This is a genomic window from Desulfovibrio sp. OH1186_COT-070 (assembly GCF_003860215.1).
In the GTDB taxonomy this organism is placed as follows: Bacteria; Desulfobacterota; Desulfovibrionia; order Desulfovibrionales; family Desulfovibrionaceae; genus Desulfovibrio.
In genome coordinates, this window is sequence record NZ_RQYH01000005.1 from 14,796 (window position 1) to 32,839 (window position 18,044).

General features: G+C 55.3%; 18 protein-coding genes, 1 tRNA gene and 1 other RNA gene. 11 read left to right on the forward strand and 9 right to left on the reverse strand.

Annotation, left to right across the window (positions count from 1 at the left end):
• Nucleotides 1–126: 126 nt before the first annotated feature.
• Nucleotides 127–1,515, reverse strand: a complete 1,389-nt coding sequence (locus tag EII23_RS02705) for a sigma-54-dependent Fis family transcriptional regulator (RefSeq protein WP_260424562.1) — start codon at nucleotides 1,513–1,515, stop codon at nucleotides 127–129.
• Nucleotides 1,516–1,771: 256 nt separating this feature from the next.
• Here EII23_RS02705 and EII23_RS02710 point away from each other — a divergent pair, with 256 nt between their 5' ends.
• From EII23_RS02710 to EII23_RS02735, 6 genes are all read left to right on the forward strand, one after another.
• Nucleotides 1,772–2,209, forward strand: a complete 438-nt coding sequence (locus EII23_RS02710; RefSeq protein WP_124791855.1) for an OsmC family protein — start codon at nucleotides 1,772–1,774, stop codon at nucleotides 2,207–2,209.
• 80 nt (nucleotides 2,210–2,289) lie between these two features.
• On the forward strand, nucleotides 2,290–2,682 hold the full coding sequence (gcvH, locus tag EII23_RS02715) for a glycine cleavage system protein GcvH (protein ID WP_124791856.1): 393 nt from the start codon (nucleotides 2,290–2,292) through the stop codon (nucleotides 2,680–2,682).
• An 89-nt stretch (nucleotides 2,683–2,771) separates the two neighbouring features.
• Nucleotides 2,772–5,204, forward strand: coding sequence for a choline trimethylamine-lyase (cutC, locus tag EII23_RS02720; protein WP_260424563.1), 2,433 nt, complete (start codon nucleotides 2,772–2,774; stop codon nucleotides 5,202–5,204).
• A gap of 84 nt (nucleotides 5,205–5,288) precedes the next feature.
• Nucleotides 5,289–6,221 carry a choline TMA-lyase-activating enzyme gene (gene cutD, locus EII23_RS02725; RefSeq protein ID WP_124791858.1) on the forward strand — a complete coding sequence of 311 codons (933 nt, stop codon included), beginning with the start codon at nucleotides 5,289–5,291 and terminating at the stop codon, nucleotides 6,219–6,221.
• Between the two features lie 13 nt (nucleotides 6,222–6,234).
• Entirely contained in the window at nucleotides 6,235–6,579 is a 345-nt protein-coding gene (locus tag EII23_RS02730; protein WP_124791859.1) for a multidrug efflux SMR transporter, read from the forward strand.
• Entirely contained in the window at nucleotides 6,573–6,920 is a 348-nt protein-coding gene (locus EII23_RS02735; protein WP_124791860.1) for an SMR family transporter, read from the forward strand. Before EII23_RS02730 ends, EII23_RS02735 begins: the two co-directional genes overlap by 7 nt.
• A gap of 96 nt (nucleotides 6,921–7,016) precedes the next feature.
• Here EII23_RS02735 and EII23_RS02740 read toward each other — a convergent pair.
• The 8 genes from EII23_RS02740 to EII23_RS02775 form a co-directional block, all read right to left on the reverse strand.
• A tRNA-Arg gene (locus tag EII23_RS02740) sits at nucleotides 7,017–7,093 on the reverse strand.
• A 47-nt stretch (nucleotides 7,094–7,140) separates the two neighbouring features.
• Nucleotides 7,141–7,743, reverse strand: coding sequence for a hypothetical protein (locus EII23_RS02745; protein ID WP_124791861.1), 603 nt, complete (start codon nucleotides 7,741–7,743; stop codon nucleotides 7,141–7,143).
• A 72-nt stretch (nucleotides 7,744–7,815) separates the two neighbouring features.
• Nucleotides 7,816–8,274, reverse strand: a complete 459-nt coding sequence (locus tag EII23_RS02750) for a PTS sugar transporter subunit IIB (RefSeq protein WP_124791862.1) — start codon at nucleotides 8,272–8,274, stop codon at nucleotides 7,816–7,818.
• Between the two features lie 3 nt (nucleotides 8,275–8,277).
• Nucleotides 8,278–8,724 (reverse strand): PTS sugar transporter subunit IIA, encoded by a 447-nt coding sequence (locus tag EII23_RS02755; protein WP_124791863.1) that lies wholly within the window; start codon nucleotides 8,722–8,724, stop codon nucleotides 8,278–8,280.
• Nucleotides 8,725–8,859: 135 nt separating this feature from the next.
• A complete protein-coding gene (gene rapZ, locus EII23_RS02760; RefSeq protein WP_124791864.1) occupies nucleotides 8,860–9,780 on the reverse strand; it encodes an RNase adapter RapZ in 921 nt (306 codons plus the stop codon).
• 83 nt (nucleotides 9,781–9,863) lie between these two features.
• Nucleotides 9,864–10,403 carry a ribosome hibernation-promoting factor, HPF/YfiA family gene (gene hpf / locus EII23_RS02765; RefSeq protein WP_124791865.1) on the reverse strand — a complete coding sequence of 180 codons (540 nt, stop codon included), beginning with the start codon at nucleotides 10,401–10,403 and terminating at the stop codon, nucleotides 9,864–9,866.
• A 37-nt stretch (nucleotides 10,404–10,440) separates the two neighbouring features.
• A complete protein-coding gene (gene rpoN / locus EII23_RS02770; protein WP_124791866.1) occupies nucleotides 10,441–11,862 on the reverse strand; it encodes an RNA polymerase factor sigma-54 in 1,422 nt (473 codons plus the stop codon).
• Between the two features lie 115 nt (nucleotides 11,863–11,977).
• Nucleotides 11,978–13,624: a CTP synthase gene (locus EII23_RS02775; RefSeq protein WP_124791867.1), complete on the reverse strand. Its 1,647-nt coding sequence runs from the start codon at nucleotides 13,622–13,624 to the stop codon at nucleotides 11,978–11,980.
• 201 nt (nucleotides 13,625–13,825) lie between these two features.
• Between EII23_RS02775 and EII23_RS02780 the strand changes: the two genes are divergently transcribed.
• From EII23_RS02780 to ispD, 5 genes are all read left to right on the forward strand, one after another.
• Complete coding sequence (locus tag EII23_RS02780) at nucleotides 13,826–14,635, forward strand: phosphoribosylformylglycinamidine synthase subunit PurQ (protein ID WP_124791868.1); 810 nt, start codon at nucleotides 13,826–13,828, stop codon at nucleotides 14,633–14,635.
• 202 nt (nucleotides 14,636–14,837) lie between these two features.
• On the forward strand, nucleotides 14,838–15,626 hold the full coding sequence (locus EII23_RS02785) for a Nif3-like dinuclear metal center hexameric protein (protein ID WP_124791869.1): 789 nt from the start codon (nucleotides 14,838–14,840) through the stop codon (nucleotides 15,624–15,626).
• 23 nt (nucleotides 15,627–15,649) lie between these two features.
• Nucleotides 15,650–16,432 (forward strand): zinc ribbon domain-containing protein, encoded by a 783-nt coding sequence (locus EII23_RS02790; protein ID WP_124791870.1) that lies wholly within the window; start codon nucleotides 15,650–15,652, stop codon nucleotides 16,430–16,432.
• 9 nt (nucleotides 16,433–16,441) lie between these two features.
• An RNA gene (rnpB, locus tag EII23_RS02795) (RNase P RNA component class A) lies at nucleotides 16,442–16,796 on the forward strand.
• Between the two features lie 18 nt (nucleotides 16,797–16,814).
• A complete protein-coding gene (gene ispD / locus EII23_RS02800; RefSeq protein ID WP_124791871.1) occupies nucleotides 16,815–18,044 on the forward strand; it encodes a 2-C-methyl-D-erythritol 4-phosphate cytidylyltransferase in 1,230 nt (409 codons plus the stop codon).

The following is an 18,044-nucleotide window of genomic DNA, read 5'->3' on the forward strand; positions in this document are numbered from 1 at the left end:
ACAATTCTGCATCGGCCATCTCGTAATTACGGATGGCCGATGCAGAAGTACAGCGCCTCGCAACAGGCGGTGACGGATCCGTCTCCCCCCTTCTGCTACAGAAGGTTCCTGCCCAACAAAACCTTGCTACGCAAGCATGCTCCGTATGCCGAGGCTCTTCATTTTGCGCTGGAGCGTGCGCAGGTTGAGTCCCAGAGCTTGGGCTGTATGTCCGCGATGCCAGCAAAATTTTTCCAATGTTTTCATAATAATATTTCTTTCAAGCTGACGAGTGGCATCATTCAGGCTTTGTCCTTCAGAAATGGGGGGCATGGAATTTTCAACACCTCCCAGCGCATCAGCGGCGCTCTGGCCGAAGGCGGCATATCTATCCAAAAAATTGTGCAATTCACGCACATTGCCCGGCCAGTGATAACGATTCATGGCCAGACGCACCTGATGCGGCAACGCAAGCTCAAGGCCATTGCGCTTATTCCATGCCTCGACCAGCAGCGGCAAATCTTCTTTCCGCTCCCGCAACGGAGGAATGGTGATGACCAGCACATTGATGCGATAGTAAAAATCCGCGCGGATTTTTTTTTCTTCCACCAAGGCGGCGAGGTCACGGTTTGTCGCTGCAATCAGGCGAAATGACGATCTCTTTTGTTCTGTCGTGCCCAGTGGTCTGTAATATTTGGTTTCCAGAACGCGCAAAAATTTCACCTGCAGACTGGCGGGCAGTTCACCAATTTCATCCAGAAAAAGTGTGCCGTTGTGTGCTGCCGCCATAAAGCCTTCCCTAGCGGCAGTGGCGCCGGTAAAAGCCCCGCGCGCATAACCAAAAAATTCGCTTTCCAGCAGAGTTTCAGGAATGGCTCCGCAGTTGACGGGCACATACTCTCCCTTGCATCCGCTAAGATTGTGGACGGTTCGCGCCACAATATCCTTGCCGCATCCGGTTTCACCGTAAATGACGACATTTGCGTCGCTCTCGGCAGCCTTGAGGATACGGCTGTACACTGTGCGCATGGCCTCGCTTTTGCCCACGATGTTGCCCAAACCGTTGCTGTGTTCCATATTCAACCGGAGTTGGCGGTTTTCGTCCTGCAAGGCCAGTTCCTGAAATTTCTGCTCGCTGACGTCCAGCATCAGGCCTTCCAGATAGAGAGGTTTACCATTTTTGTCGTAAATGGCCTCTCCCTGATCCCAAGCCCATTTGATGTGCCCACCGGGCAATACCAAGCGGTACATTATCTGGTACGGCTCATGCGCGACAACTTTGTCGTATACGGCCTTGCGCACTTTCTCCAGTTCCGAAGGCACAATCATGCGCTCAATCGTGTTCCAACGCTGGGCAAGCATTTCCTCCGCAGGAATGCCCAGCAAATTTTCACTGCCTTTGCTGGCATATTCCAGAACCATGCTGAAATCTTCATGGATTTTGCATCGATAGACCAGGCCGGGCAAACGATTGAGCAGCTTTTCCAAGCGTGCCGTAACGCGTTCATTGTCCTTGTGAGCTTGCAATGCATCCAACGGGCTGTTCCTTCGCGTACATACGCGGGTTGCGGTCAGGAGCGGCGATGCCATTTTTGTCACCAGGAATGACAAAAGTGTCACACATCACTTTTCTCTTGTCCACCCCCAAGTCCATAATATCATCTGACATTGCTTTAACATACTAAAATGCATAAAAAAATATAAAAAAGCAGACCACGCGAAAATTGGCATGCATCATGCTTATATAAAAATATCTTCAAGGCATACCCTTCCTGCCATAAGGAGCGTTATCATGGCACAAGAAGTCACTGTTGAACTGCAACGTAGCGGCCCTCACATTGGTCTTGATATGCAAAGCCCGGCCCTCGGTTCAGTACATATTGACAACGATGCCCTGCCGGAAAACGAACGCGCCGGTTCCGCCAAAAAACTTTTGGGCGCTTCCGTGCTGTACTGCTACATTGCGGCTCTGGACAAGGCACTGGATGCGCGTGGAGCCAAATATGATACAATTTCCGGAAAGGCCAGCGTTTCCGCCGGTTCAGACGACAAGGGGCGCGGACGCATTTTGGGCATTACTCTGGATGTGATCGTGCGCATGGACGCTGCCTATGAAGATATTTTTGAACGGGTTCGCAAGGTCATGCGCAATGGCTGCCTTGTTTCAGCATCACTGGAACCAGCCTTTCCCGTAACCTATAACCTGCAGCTCGAATGCCCGGACGACTGAAGTGCCAGAAAAACCTTTCCGTGTGATGAGCGGCGGGCAAGATCCACCTACAAGCCCACACCAACTTTCAGGGAGTCAACATGAAAACTTCAGAACAGCTCAATCTGCCCGCCGACATCAAATACACCCCGGATCATGTATGGCTCAAGAATGACGGCGAAACCTTGCTTGCGGGTATCAGTGACTATGCCCAAGATCAACTCGGCGAAGTATCCTTTGTGGACATGCCGCAAGCGGGATCCCGTTTCGCCGCCGGTGAGGAATTCGGCTCGGTGGAATCTGTCAAGTCCGTCAACGGATTGTTCATGCCCGTCAGCGGAACCATTGCCGAGGTCAATACCGCACTGGAAAACACCCCTACATTAATCAACGCCTCATGCTATGCTGAAGGATGGATTGTACGCATCGTGCCTGACAACAAGGCTGACGTCGATGCCCTGCTCACCGCCGAGGCATACAAGGTTCAGCTGTAAAGGCAAAATTTTTCCTGCCGACCCGCACACAACCTTTTGCAGGCGGCAGGACGACATACTCCCTGCTCCTTCAAACGGAGGTCATGCGCATGGCACAGTTACCGCTGGAGAGTGTACAATACACCCATTGTCCCACGGAGATTCCCGATGGTCCGACGCCGCGTCACAAATTGCTCAAAATGAACTATTTGTGCCAAAAGCCCACCATTACCATTCACCGGGCACGTGCCATCACCGCCATTGACAGGGAAAACCCCGGTCTGCCCCGCATCCAACTGCGCGCCAAGGCTTTTCGCCGCTGCTGCGAAACAGCGCCACTGGTTATCCAAGACCACGAACTCATCGTGGGCGCCCCCAACGGCGCTCCGCGCGCCGGGGCTTTTTCTCCGGATATTTCCTGGCGCTGGCTGCGGGACGAACTGGAAACCATCGGCACCCGTCCGCAAGACCCGTTTTTCATCTCTGATGAAGACAAAAAAATTCTGCGCGAAGAAATTTTCCCTTACTGGCAAGGCAAATCTGTTGATGAACATTGCGAGGCGCAGTATCGCGAAGCTGGCGTGTGGGAACTTTCGGGTGAATCTTTTGTGTCGGATTGTTCCTACCATGCGCTCAACGGCGGCGGTGACTCCAATCCCGGCTATGATGTGATCCTGATGCGCAAGGGCATGCTGGATATTCAGGAAGAAGCACGCCACCGGCTTGCCGCTTTGGACTATGCTGTCCCGGAACACATTGAAAAAATTTACTTCTACAAGTCCGTCATTGACACGACCGAAGGAGTGATGATTTACGCGCGCCGCCTATCAGAATATGCCGCCAGCCTGGCCGCCGGAGAAAAAGACCCCATCCGCAAGGCCGAACTTGAAAAAATAGCTGAAGTCAATGCCCGTGTGCCCGCCCACGCGCCCACAACCTTCTGGGAAGCCATTCAGGCGGTATGGACCATTGAATCTCTGCTGGTGGTGGAAGAAAATCAGACCGGCATGTCCATTGGCCGCGTGGACCAATACATGTATCCTTTCTTCAGGGCAGATGTGGAGGCAGGCCGCCTTACTCCGTATGAGGCTTTTGACCTTGCGGGCTGCATGCTTATCAAGATGAGCGAGATGATGTGGCTCACCTCCGAAGGCAGCTCGAAATTTTTCGCCGGGTATCAGCCTTTCGTCAATATGTGCGTGGGCGGCGTAGGCCGCGACGGGCAGGATGCCACCAACGAACTGACCTATCTGCTCATGGACGCCGTGCGCCATGTGAAAATCTACCAGCCGTCTCTGGCCACACGCGTACATAACAAATCTCCACACCCCTTTTTGGAAAAAATCGTGGACGTTGTGCGGGCGGGAATGGGATTTCCGGCCGTGCATTTTGACGATGCCCACATCAAGATGATGCTCGCCAAAGGTGTCAGCCTTGAAGACGCCCGCGATTACTGCCTTATGGGGTGTGTCGAACCACAAAAATCCGGACGTCTGTATCAGTGGACTTCCACCGCCTATACCCAATGGCCGATTGCCATCGAACTGACGCTCAACCACGGCATACCCCTGTGGTACGGCAAAAAAGTCTGCCCCGACGGGGGAAATCTTCAGCAATTCGATACATACGAAAAATTTGAACATGCCGTCAAAGAGCAGATCAAATACATCACCCGCCTTTCGGGGATAGCCACGGTTATTTCCCAGAGGGTGCACAAAGAGCTTGCGCCCAAGCCACTCATGTCCATCATGTATGAAGGCTGCATGGAAAACGGATGCGACGTTGCCGCAGGCGGCGCCATGTACAATTTTGGCCCTGGCGTGGTTTGGAGCGGTCTTGCTACCTATGCCGATTCCATGGCGGCAATAAAAAAACTGGTATATGATGACAAAAAATACACTCTGACCGAACTCAACGAAGCCCTCAAAGCCAACTTTGAAGGCTATGAGGCTATCCGCAATGACTGCCTCAATGCGCCCAAGTATGGCAATGACGAGGATTACGCCGACTCCATAGCGGCGGACGTCATTGCTTTTACCGAGAGAGAGCACAGGAAAATCCGCACGCTCTACTCCACCTTGAGCCACGGCACACTGTCCATCTCCAACAATACCCCCTTCGGCATGATCACCGGGGCCTCAGCCAACGGGCGCATGGCATGGAAACCTTTGTCTGATGGCATCAGCCCAACGCAGGGAGCGGATTTCAAAGGACCCACCGCCATCATCAAGAGTGTGTCCAAACTCACCTGCGAAAACATGAATATCGGGCAGGTGCATAACTTCAAACTCATGTCCGGCCTGCTGGAAACGCCCGAAGGCAAAAACGGGCTCATTTCCCTCATCCATACTGCCAGCATCCTCGGAAACGGAGAAATGCAGTTCAATTATCTGACCAACGAGATGCTGACAGAAGCACAAAAACACCCGCAGGAATACCGCGATCTTGTGGTTCGCGTGGCTGGGTACTCTGCTTTTTTTGTGGAACTGTGCGAAGACGTGCAAAACGAAATTATCAGCCGCACCATGTTGAAATATTTGTAGAGCACGGGTGACGCTTTTCTTATTGTCCCTCCTTGTTTTCCCCCGAGGGGGAGACACCCCCCTCTCCTGTATAAAGAGAAAAACATGCCCTCCACACAAAGCGCGCGAATATTCAATATTCAAAAATACAGCATTTACGATGGCCCGGGCATTCGCACGCTTGTTTTTTTTCAGGGATGCCCCCTGCGATGTCTGTGGTGCTCCAATCCTGAAGGGCAGACGACAGAGCCCATAATTCTGTTTCATCGCAATCTGTGCGTGAACTGCGGCATGTGTGTTCCGGTCTGCCCTGAACGCCTGCACACGCTGCGGGGGAATCCGGCCATGCACGATGTCAGGCATGCGGGTTGCTCCGGGTGCGGTGCTTGCGTTGATGCATGCCCCCAGCGGGCCCTTGCCCTATGCGGACACGATATGAGCATTGAGCAGATAATGGATGTAGTCATGCAGGATCATGAATTTTATCTGACGTCTGGCGGCGGCGTCACCGCAGGCGGAGGAGAACCCCTGATGCAATGGCAGGCTGTGCAGAATCTGCTCCGCGCCTGTCGTGAGCAGGATGTACATACTGTTCTGGAGACTTCGGGATTTGCAGAACTTGAAATTTTGGTTGGCATTGCTCCTTTTGTCAATATTTTTCTCTACGATATCAAACAAATAGATAGTAAAGCCCATCAAAAATTGACAGGTATTGGCAATGAGAAAATTCTTCGAAATCTGACGTACCTGCTGGACAGCGGAGCGCAGGTGCGTGTCCGCCTGCCGCTGATCAACGGCTGCAATGCCGACGAAAACTCCCTGGCCGCAGTTGCAGACTTTCTGGCGCCCTACAGAGCAGCGCGCCATCTTCTGGGGGTGGATATTCTGCCCTACCATGCAATGGGAGTGCAAAAATACGCTCACCTCGGAATGGAATACGGAATCTCCGGCAATCCGCGTATTTCCGACGTTCAGCTTGATCGCGCACGCGCGCTTTTTCTGTCCGAAGGATTCAACGTTTCCCTTTCCCGCCATTGATACACGCAACGCCATGATCAAATACTGGATGTTTATCTTCATCGGTATTTTTTCCGAAATTATCGGCACCACGGGCATGCGCGCTCTGGTGCACAGCCACCCCATGCTCAGTCAAACCTCCGCCACGGTGGGTATCGTTATCTCGTATTTCTATGTGTCCCGCGGAGTGGAAAAAATTCCTATGGGTATTGCGTATGCTGTCTGGTCCGGCGTGGGAACGGGGGGCATCTCGCTTTTGAGCGCGCTTCTTTTTGCAGAGGCCATGCCGCCGCTGAAAATCGTCGGCCTGCTACTGATCATCGCGGGCATGGTTGCCATCAACCTCGACAAGTCGGACAAAGAAGGCCGGCCATGCTAAAAGATCTGGGCATTACCCCCGCACACTATATCGCCTTCGCATGGCTGTTTTGGGCGGTTGCTACGGATCTGGTGGCGATTTATGCTCTGGTGCGTTCACAGGGCTTCCGCAATCCAGCGTGGGCTCTGCTTTCGCTGACCATGATTTTTTTGTCTTTCATGGGCATGCGCCATGTGGTTCTTGTCATTCCGCTGGGTGTTGCCTACGCGCTGTGGTGCGTATTCGGCATTTTCGGCACGATTGGCATCGGATACTTTCTGTTTCAGCAAAAGATCTCCCGCCAGAAACAGTTTGGTATCGCCCTGCTGACTCTGGGAATTGTCTGCATGTCGCTTGCCTGATGCACGCTCTGCCGATGTCGCCGCGTGCCGACACTCTCCAGCATGGATTTCCGAAAAACGAAAAGCTTGTGAGCATATCACAAGCTTTTGAATTTCTGGTGCGCCCGACAGGAATCGAACCTGTGGCCTACAGCTTAGGAGGCTGTCGCTCTATCCAACTGAGCTACGAGCGCAGTGGCATCACCCTATGTTTTGTTATTTCCAAAGTAAAGCATCATGATCAGAAAATTTTTGCTGCCCAGAGGAAACCTGCCCCCACCACACCGACAAGCATGTAATAGGCCCGCCGGGTACGCAGCGACAAAAAAGTTCCTGGAAAAGCTGCAAGAAAAATCATCCACCACGATATGTGCGGCATGCCGGAAAAATCCCACCGCGTCCCCAAAACCTGGAGCACGCCGCAGATCACAAAAAAGCACAGCAGATACAAAATGGCATGGCAGGCCGCCATACGCCCCAGGGCCACCCCAACAAGACGGCCCGGAGAAGAGCCGTGCGCCGGGTTTGCGCACCATGCCGCAAGCCGCACGTCCAGTTGATCCAACCGGAAGCGACGACGCTTTTCATGATATGCTGCGGCATATGTGGCCGCCAGCGACAAAAAGAGCGGGATCAAGACCTGTTCCGCATGCTCCAGGGCAAACAGGCGGCACAGCGGAAAAGCCAGCAGAAAGCCCAAGCTGCCGTGCGGAGGGACAACGCTTCCCAACTCCACGCCATCCAGCCAAAAAAGTTCAAACACAAGGCCAAGCGAGAGTGCCAAAAACCAGTCGGATGTGGCGTAGCCCGCAATCAGGGCAAGACACAGGGGGCGATCCAGCACTCCTATGCTGCAAAAGCGCACCATGCCGGAGAGGACAAAAAAAAAGCGCCGACTCCCCCCGTCAGCAATATTTCATAGCAGGTGTTCATGGCAGGAACGCACCTTTTCTGTCGGTATGCTACGAAAATCCAGTTGCACAAAATTGCTCTGTATGAACAACAGGTCTTCCCTGTCCTGGGGAGAAAGGGCAATGTGCGGCGACAAGCGGATTTTTTCCGGAGAATAGTGAAGGTTTCCCATGTTCAGCACTTCCATGCCAATTCCTGCACAGCAGGCGCGCCGCGCATCCTGACAGTTGGCAAAGAGAACAAAACTCTCGTCCCCACAGGCGTTCAATGTAGCCGGAAGATCGCTGACAACAATAAAATGGGTCACCACTCTCTGGGGAACAGCCAGTTCAACAATCCTCTGCCGCAGGCTGTCCCTGGCCAGAGCGTCATTGGCCACTATCAGATGTCTGGCCCCGGTATACGGCAGCCAGGCTTCGATAATCTGTCCGTGGATCAGACGGTTGTCCACGCGAAACCACATACGCTATCCGCCGCTTTTGTCACGAGTTTTGTTGTGCAGCATGCTGCTCGCAACCACAATCCCCTTGGCTCCGGCCTCTCCTGCCAACTGCGCCAGTTCGCCTATTTCCTTGTCGCGCGAGGTGAACACCTTGAGAAGCATGGGCAGATTGACCCCCGTAACCACTTCCACCTTGTGGGTCGCCAGCAGCGCCAAAGCCAAATTGGTAGGAGTTCCGCCAAACATGTCCGTAAGGATCAGAACCCCCCCCCCCTTGTCGAGGCGTTGCGCCGCATCGGTAAGCCGCCGCACGGTTTCCGAAACTTCATGGGCCACATCAACACTGACGGAACTGCAATCACTCTGCGGCCCAAGAATGAATTCCGCAGTCCGCAGCATGGCAGAGCCATAGTCCGCATGGGAAACAACAATTACGCCAACGCGCGACATATCCGCATTTCCGTCTGTCATAATGCTCCTCTGGGGCTGTCGCAGCAGGCATGGGCTACACAGTCGTCAACCCGCCGTTTTTGTTTCTTTTCGTCTCTCTGCCGAAATCCAGAAAGCTTTCTTTGGAAAATCCCTTGGCTGCCTTCTGTGCCGTCGTCACCCAAGCTCCAGATGGCGGTGCTCAAGAGCTGTGGGATAGTCGGCCTGCCGCAGGGCCTGCAAAAGCTCCTCGGCCACAGCCACAGACCTGTGCCTCCCTCCGGTGCATCCCAGAGCAATGGTGATCCGGTACCGCCCCTCAGCCTCCATGAGCGGCAAGAGAAAGAGCAGAAGATCAATGAGCCTGTTGCGAAACTCCCCGGCCCCGGCAGAAGAAAGCACATATTCGGCCACAGGCTTGTCTTTGCCGCTCAAAGGCCGCAGCGATTCGACAAAATAGGGATTTTTCAGAAACCGGAGGTCAAAAACCATATCGGCTTCCCGGGGGACACCGTATTTGAAGCCGAAAGAAATGACATGCACACGCATGGCGCGCAGATGACCTTTGCCGCCAGTCCATCGCTTTTGTATGGCGCGGCGCAGGTCATGGATGGAGAAGCGCGAGGTATCTATGACCAGATCTGCCATTTCGCGCAGCGGGCGCAGCCTGCTCCGCTCCGCCAACAGAGCGGCGTCCAGGCCCATACCTTCCCTTTCCAGCGGGTGCGGCCTGCGCGTTGTCGCATAACGCCGAAAAAGTTCCTGCTTCTCCGCTTCAAGAAAAAGCAGCATGGGGCGTATGCGCTGTGCGGCCAGACTGTTCAACGCGGCATTGATTTCATCCAGAAAACTGCTCTGGCGCAAGTCCATCCCCAAAGCAATGCCCTTGAAATGGCCCATGGACGGGCGCGACATGATGCCCACCATGTCCGCAGCCAGGCTGGCGGGCAACCCGTCCACCACAAAATGCCCCATGTCTTCAAAAACTTTCAGCGCCGTGCTTTTTCCCGCTCCTGACAGACCGGTGACAATACATACCTGAAGCTCTCCTGCGTTTTCAGGGGGCTGCGGGCTTTGGGGAAGATCGCTTGTGGTCATGTCACTCCTCGCAGAGTCCTGCATGGTGTTGCAAGAAGGCTCGAAAAACCGTCATGCCCCTTCAGGACGCAATGGGGACAGCATCACAGAACGGGGTCGATCAATGCATATCCCCCCTTGCGTGTGCGGTACACAACATTGATGCGGTTGTTTTCTGCATTGAAGAAAACAAAAAACTCACCGCCGATGGAGTCCAGCTGCATGAGGGCCTCATCAAGAAACAAGGGCTTTGTGGCCAACCTGTCCGTTCCTTCCAGAGTGTAGGGAGCTTCCGCCTCCGCCTCAAGATGATAGGTATAAATATCCACATCGGCGTTGCGCGCCTGCTTGCGGTGTGACTTGAGACGGGAAACCTGCCGCTTGATCTGGGCTTCAACCTTGTCTGTCACAAGGTCAATGGCCGCATACATGTCCGACGTCTGCTCCGAGGCATTCAGGTGCAGCCCCTCTCCGCTGACAGTCACTTCACACCGATGCCGGAATTTGTCCACAGCAAGCACAACATCCACATCAAGCCCGGCTGACTTCCCGAAAAAGCGCCCCAGCTTTTCCATACGCCGACGAGCATATTTTTTCAGGTGATCGGACGCTTCAAAATTTTTGAAAGAAAAAGAAATGTTCATGGCTTCCTCCTGAAGTCACAGGCTCCTGCCGGGGAGCCTACAACAGCTCCCGGCGCTTGGATGAGGCGGGAATGTCAAGTGCGGTGCGGTATTTGGCCACAGTACGCCTGGCAATATTTACCTTCAAGTGATCCTTGAGCATTTCACCAATGCGTTCGTCGCTCAAGGGATTTTTGGGGTCTTCCTCGGCAATGAATTTTTTGAGCAGAGCCTTGACGCTCTCGGAGCCGACCTGGGTGCCGTCGTCAAGCTCCAGCGCACTGTTGAAGAAAAACTTCAAATCAAATACGCCGTAGGGTGTGGCCACATACTTGTTGCTGGTAATGCGGCTCACCGTGGATTCGTGCATACTGATGTCGTCGGCAATATCTTTCAATATCAGGGGTGCAAGCTGTGTGACGCCGTTTTCAAAAAAAGCCTGCTGGTGGCGGACAATACTTTCCATCACCTTGTAGAGCGTGCGCTGGCGCTGATACAAGCTTTTGAGAAACCATTGGGCGGCGCGATTTTTTTCCGCACAGTATTCTTTTTCCTTCTCCGAGCCTCCAAGCTCCATCTGGGCAAGCTCGGACAACTGCAACCTGGGCAAGCCGTCCTCGTTGAGAACGATGACAAACTCCTTGCCCACCTTGTAAACAAACACATCCGGGCTGACATAGGTGGGCTCTCCCCCTCCAAAACTGGCCCCCGGAAAAGGGTCAAGGCTCTGGATAATGTCCAGATACTCCTTGAGTTCCGCCAGATCCAGACGAAATTTGCGCAACAGGGGCTTGTACCGCTTTGCCTCAAGATCTTCCAGATGGGAGGTCACAAGCTCCAGCAAGATGGGATCCCGGTCATAGCGCAACTGTTTGATCTGAATAAGCAAACACTCACGCGCGTCCCGGGCGGCTACCCCCACCGGGTCAAAAAGCTGGATGCTTTCCAGAACGTTTTTTGTTTCGTCAACCGTGGCGTGGGCCATTTCGGCAAGTTCTTCAAGGCTGGCATGCAGATAGCCGGGGGAAGACAAATTGCCGATGATGATTTCCCCGATACCTTTCTGCTTTTCCGTAAGGCGCGAAAGGTGCAGTTGCCACAGCAGGTGCCCTTCCAGCGTGGGCTTGGCCGCATGGCGGGCCTCCAGCGGCAGGATGTCTTCCAGCGATTCCACTTCACGCGACTGCGCAAGGCGCGGCGTGCTGGCAAAGTCCCCCAGATAGTCTTCCCAGTCGGCGTTGGCGGAGGCCTCCTTGTCATACACATCTTCGGAGTTTCCTTCGTGGCGCTCCTCTGCCATGTCCGGGGCAGATTCCTCGCCGGAAGCCTCTTCCAGAAAAGGATTGTCCAGCAGTTCCTGCTGCACGGTATCAATCAGCTCCAGACGGGACAACTGAAGCAGCTTGATGGCCTGCTGCAGCTGCGGCGTCATCACCAGTTGCTGCGCGAGTTTCAGTTGTTGTCGTAGTTCCAGAGCCATATTTTTCTGTCGCCCAAAAAATCTGTACTTCAACCTGTTTCAGGCTACTTCAAGTATTGTGCCATAGCCATGATTTTTTGCAATAGCCCGCCGGGCAATCCGTTTTTGCCAAGAGCTACGGGTTTTCCGCATGCCGCCTGGCGGCCGCGATAAATTCACGAAAAAGCGGATGGGCCTTCATGGGGCGCGACTTGAATTCCGGGTGGAACTGACAGCCGAGAAACCACGGATGCTCCGGTATCTCGACAATTTCCACAAGGGCATCGTCCGGCGATACTCCGCTGAAAACCATGCCTTTTTCCGCAAGAGCTTCCTTGAACGCGTTGTTGAACTCATAACGGTGGCGGTGGCGCTCCTCCACAAGGCTTTCACCATACGCGGCAAAAGCCCTTGTTTCCGGAAGAATCTTGCAAGGATACGCTCCCAGGCGCATTGTCCCCCCCTTGTTGCTGCCTCCGTCACGCTTCTCAAGGTGATTGGTGCGCAGGTCAAACCACTCTTTCATCAGGTAAATGACCTTGTGCTGCGACGCGGGATCGAACTCTTCCGAATTGCTGTCCGCAAAGTTCGCCATGTGGCGCGCAAACTCAATGACAGCACACTGCATCCCCAGGCAGATGCCAAAAAAAGGCACATGGTTTTCGCGGGCATAGCGGATGGCGGTAATCTTGCCTTCCACTCCGCGGTATCCGAAGCCGCCGGGCACAAGAATGCCGTGACAACCGCAAAAATTTTCTGCGGCATTGCTTTCGTCGATCATTTCCGAATTGACGTAGCGCAGGTCAACCTCCACACGGTTGGCGATGCCTCCGTGCACAAGGGCCTCGTGCAGGCTTTTGTAAGCTTCCTTGAGATTGACGTACTTGCCCACGATGGCGATGGTGATCTTTTTTTCCGGCGTCGCGCAGGTGTGGACCAGCTTTTCCCAGTTTTCCAAAAGGGCGTTGCGCGCCGGCAGGCGAAGCATGATGGCGACTTTCTGGTCAAAGCCCTCTGCGTACAGCTTCAGGGGGACTTCATAAATATTGCTGACATCCACGGAGGAGAAAACAGCGTCATGATCCACATTGCAGAAAAGGGCGATTTTGCGCCGCAACTCTTCAGAAATGCTCTGCTCACACCGGCACAGGATGATATCCGGCTGAATGCCGATGGAGAGAAGCTCCTTGACGCTGTGCTGGGTAGGCTTGGTTTTGTGCTCACCGGCAGACCGCAGATAGGGAACCAGCGTGAGGTGAATGCTCAGGCAGTTGTCGCGCCCGAGTTCGGAGCGCAACTGCCGGATGGCCTCAAGAAAAGGCAGTCCCTCAATGTCGCCGACGGTTCCTCCGATTTCAATGATCGCCACATCCGCCGCATTGTCCCCCTCGGCCAGCGAGAGGACGACCCGCTTTATTTCATCCGTGATATGCGGGATAACCTGTACGGTAGCCCCCAGGTAGTCGCCACGCCGCTCCTTCGCAATAACGTGGTTGTAGATGGCCCCTGAAGTGGTATTGTTTTTCCGCGTCATGGGAACATTGAGATACCGTTCGTAATGCCCGAGATCCAGATCTGTTTCCGCCCCGTCATCCGTGACGAAAACTTCACCGTGCTGAAAGGGGTTCATGGTGCCGGGGTCCACATTCATATAGGGGTCAAGCTTCTGGATGGTCACCGAAAGCCCCCGCGCCTGCAAAAGCGCGCCCAGAGAAGCCGCAGCCAGCCCCTTGCCCAATGAGGACAGCACACCACCCGTCACAAAAATAAACTTTGTCTTCATTCCCCTCTCCCGCACCAGAAATGTGTGTACAACCTGACTAGCATAGCCTGAAGGCGCGCGATTGACCAGCATTGACTGGACACGCCAATACCCGTAAAATTATTTTTCTTTTTCTGATACCTTGCCGCAAGCGCAGGCAGACGTCCTGTCGGCAGGGATGCCGTCAGGCACGCACGAACGCCCGCCCAGGAGGCTTTTTGCATGGGCACAGTCAATGTACTGGTCATCACCGGCTATGGCACCAATTCCCACCTGGAAACCGCGCACACGGCCCGGCTTGCCGGGGCCGACAGGGTGGATATCGTGCATTTTTCAGATATTGTCGCCACAAAGACACGCCTTGCCGACTACCACCTGCTTGTTTTTCCCGGCGGCTTTCTGGACGGCGATGATCTTGGAGCTGCGCACGCGGCGGCCATGCGCTGGCGGCACCTCAAAGATGCCGCAGGCATTCCCCTGCGGCAAAGTCTGTGCGATTTTCTGGATGATGGCAAGCTGATACTTGGCATCTGCAACGGCTTTCAGCTTCTCGTCAAGCTGGGCATTCTGCCCGGCTTTGACGGCAAACTCTTTGAGCGCAGCCTTTCGCTGGGCCTCAATGATTCCGCCCGCTTTGAAGACAGGTGGGTGCATCTGTTGCCCAACAAAAACAGCCCCTGTGTTTTTACCAAAGGGCTTCCCCTGCTTGCCATGCCCGTGCGCCACGGCGAAGGCAAGCTTGTGGCCGCCGACACCGCATGCCTGCAACGCCTCGAAGCAGAAAATCTCATCGCCCTGCAATACGCCATGCCGGAAACCGGCCTTCCCACGCAGGACTATCCCCAAAATCCCAATGGTTCTCCCCTGGCCATCGCGGGCCTCACGGATCCTTCCGGGAAGGTGCTGGGGCTGATGCCTCACCCCGAAGCGTTCCACCATGTCACCAACCACCCCGCCTGGACGCGGGGCGAAGTATCACCTCCGGGAACCTTGCTGTTCGTGAATGCCGTGCGCTTTTTGCGGGGGAAGTGAATCTGTGGGTGCCAAAACGTTTTTTGCCCAAAAACACATGCGCCCGTTTTCGTTCAGGGCACAGATACTCTTGACACTCCCCATTTTTCAAACTATCAAAACGTGTTTGGCCGCCATTTCGCATCCGGCCGTTGGCATGGCTGCCGGAACACGCCGGGCCTGACAAAAATCTCATCCTGACAGACCTGATGCAGAAAAATTCATGACATTAGCCCGGATCATCAACGCCATAGAAGGCATTGCCCCCTTGAAGGCCGCAGCGCCGTGGGATTTGAGCGGCCTGCAGGTGGCGTCGGTGCGCACCAGCGTCCGTGCGCTGGCCGTATGCCTTGACCCGACTCCCGACAGTATTCGTGCCGCGCTCGACCAGGGCGCCCAGTGCATCCTGAGCCACCATCCGCTCTGCCTGAAGCCAACACTCCCCAACAGGCTTGATGCGTATCACGAGGCATTGCGTCTCCTTTTTCAGGCCGATGTGCCCCTCTACGCGGCCCATACGTCGCTGGATGTCAATCCGCAAGGCCCGGCTGGCTGGCCAGGCAGAGAATTGGGCCTGAACGAGGTTTCGGTTCTGGAGCCCGTGGGAGAAGGCAGTGCTTTTGCGCACCTCGGCTACGGGCTGGCAGGCAACCTCCCGCAGCCGCAAACCCTTGCGCAGATACTCTCCACCCTTGGCAGGCATGCGCCCTTCTCCGCGCTCACCGTCAGCGGCAAAACTCCCGAAGCTATCAGCCGCGTGGCCTATTGCGCGGGTTCGGGCTCGTCTCTGCTTGAAGCCGCGCAGCGGGCGGGAGCGCAGCTTTTCATCACGGGAGATGTCAAATACCATACGGCCCTGGCAACAGACATCTGCCTGTGCGATGTGGGGCACCACAGTCTGGAAGAAGAGATGATGCGCCGCATGAGCCTGCTGCTGCAAGAAGAGCTTGCGGGCATTGATGTGTTTTTTGTTCCTTCCGTTTCACCGTTTCGCCCTGTTGTGCTACCGTGACTTCCTGAGGAGGGTTTCTCGTTATGAGCAGTGCCGTATATTTTGACCAGATCAAGCAACTCGTCGAACTGCAAAAAATTGACGACGATATCCATATCGCCAAACAGGAACTGGAACACGCGCCCAACGAACTCAAAGCGCTGGAACAGCGGTTTGCAGGGCTGGAAAGTCGGCGCAACTATATTCTGGAAAAAATTTCCCACCTGCAAGACCAGCAGAAACGGCTTTCCCTGGAAATCGAAGATGATTCCGCACGCATGAAAAAAAGCAAAAACAAGCTGATGCAGGTAGAAAACGCGCGCGAATATCATGCGATGATGCGCGAGATGGACAGCATGGAAAATGTCAGCCGGTCGCGCGAAGAAGAAAAAATGACCATCTTTGAAGAGTTGCAACGCCAAAATGACGAACTTGCAACCATTGACACCGAGTATACCGCCGTCAAGGCAGAAATTGAAGCAAAGCGCGACGGGCTTGAGGAAAAACTGCAAAAATCGCGGGATACCCTGGCCGGTCTGAACATAACGCGCACAGATGCCAGCAAAACCATTCCGCAGCCGGTATTCATGCGGTATGAGTTTATCCGCCACCGCCTGGAGCATCCGGTCATTGTGGCGGTGAAAGAAGGCATCTGCTCCGGATGCCATATTGCCATTCCGCCGCAATCCTTCATCGAGTTGCAGCGCGGTCAGCAAATTTTGAGCTGCCCCAACTGTCAGCGGCTCATCTTCTGGTGCGAGCACTTCAGCGACCCTGCGGACACAGCGCCGCAGCAAACCGCAACGGCCGATACGCAGGCCGAATGAACCATAACGGGAGTCGGACAGGCCGTCGCCGCAGGCATGCGCCTGGGGAGGAAAGTCCGGGCTCCGCAGGGCGGAACGCTGGGTAACACCCAGGGGGGGCGACCCTCGGACAGCGCCACAGAAAGCAAACCGCCCCAGTGGGGGTAAGGGTGAAACGGTGGAGTAAGAGCCCACCAGATGCCGCGGTGACGCGGCATGCTAGGCATACCCCGTTCGGAGCAAGACCAAATAGGGAAGGCGGCTGGCCCGGCCACAGCCTTCCGGGTAGGTTGCTTGAGGGTGCGGGCAACCGCACTCCTAGAGGAATGACGGTCACATATGGGAAACCATATGACAGAACCCGGCTTATCGTTCGACTCCCGTTCAGCAAAAATGGTGCGCCATGCCAGACTCTTCCGGTTTGTTCCGGGCGAATGAAAAGCCGTGGGCCGTGATTCTTGCCGCAGGTCAGGGCAGCCGCTTCGCTCCTGCGGCTTGCGGCACGGCCAAACAATTCCTTTTCTGGCGCGGCGCACCCCTGTACTGGCACAGTGCCAGGGCCATGAGCCGCAGTTGCTGTGTCGGGGGGCTGGTCTTTGTTTTTCCTGCCCTGCAAAGGCATGAGGAAGAAGATCGCTTGCGGGCCCTGTACACCGGGGACGATCTGGGGCTGCCCTGGGTTGCCGTTGACGGCGGCGCGTCCCGGCAGGATTCCGTGGCCTGCGGCCTTGCCGCCTTGCCGCCGCACACCCTGTGGGTGTTGGTCCACGATGCCGCTCGCCCCTTTCTTTCCCCCGCGCTGGTTCGGCGCGTCTGCGCAAAACTTGCGGAAGGGGCTGCGGGGGTCATTCCTGTTCTGCCCATTACGGATACGGTCAAGCGGGTTGAGCAGGGCCGGGTTGCAGCCACCCTCCCCCGGGACATTCTGGCAACGGCGCAGACCCCGCAAGGCTTTGCATGCGCACCACTACGCGAGGCCCACGCCCGGGCACGGGCGGAAAATCTTGCGGCCACCGACGATGCCTGCCTGCTTGAACACCTGGGGCAAACCGTGTGTACGGTACCCGGCGATGCACAAAACGCAAAAATCACCTACCCGGAAGACATTTCCCTCCTGCTGGACGAACCCCGGCAACCGCAATTTTGCTCCGGCATGGGGTACGACGTGCACCGCTTCGGTTCGGGAAAACCCATGAAGCTTGGCGGCATCACCATTCCGGGAGCGCCACAAGTCGTTGCCCACTCCGACGGAGATGTGCTTCTGCACGCTCTGACTGACGCGGTTTTGGGCTGCGCATGCCTGGGGGACATCGGGCAACATTTTCCCGACACTGATTCCCGCTTTTGCGGCATATCCTCCGCTGTTCTGCTGGATCACGCCCTGGAGATGGCAAGAGACGCCGGAATTTCCCTCTGCCACGCTGACCTGACCATCGTGACCCAGACGCCCAAAATCGCGCCCCACCGGGAAGAAATCAGAAAAAATATCGCAAGGCTGCTGGGCCTGCCGGTATCTGACGTCAACGTGAAAGCCACGACCGAAGAAGGCCTTGGCTATACGGGGCGCGCCGAAGGAATCAAGGCCTATGCCGTGGCCAGTGCCGTCAGGGCGGTACGGCCATACTCCTTCTGA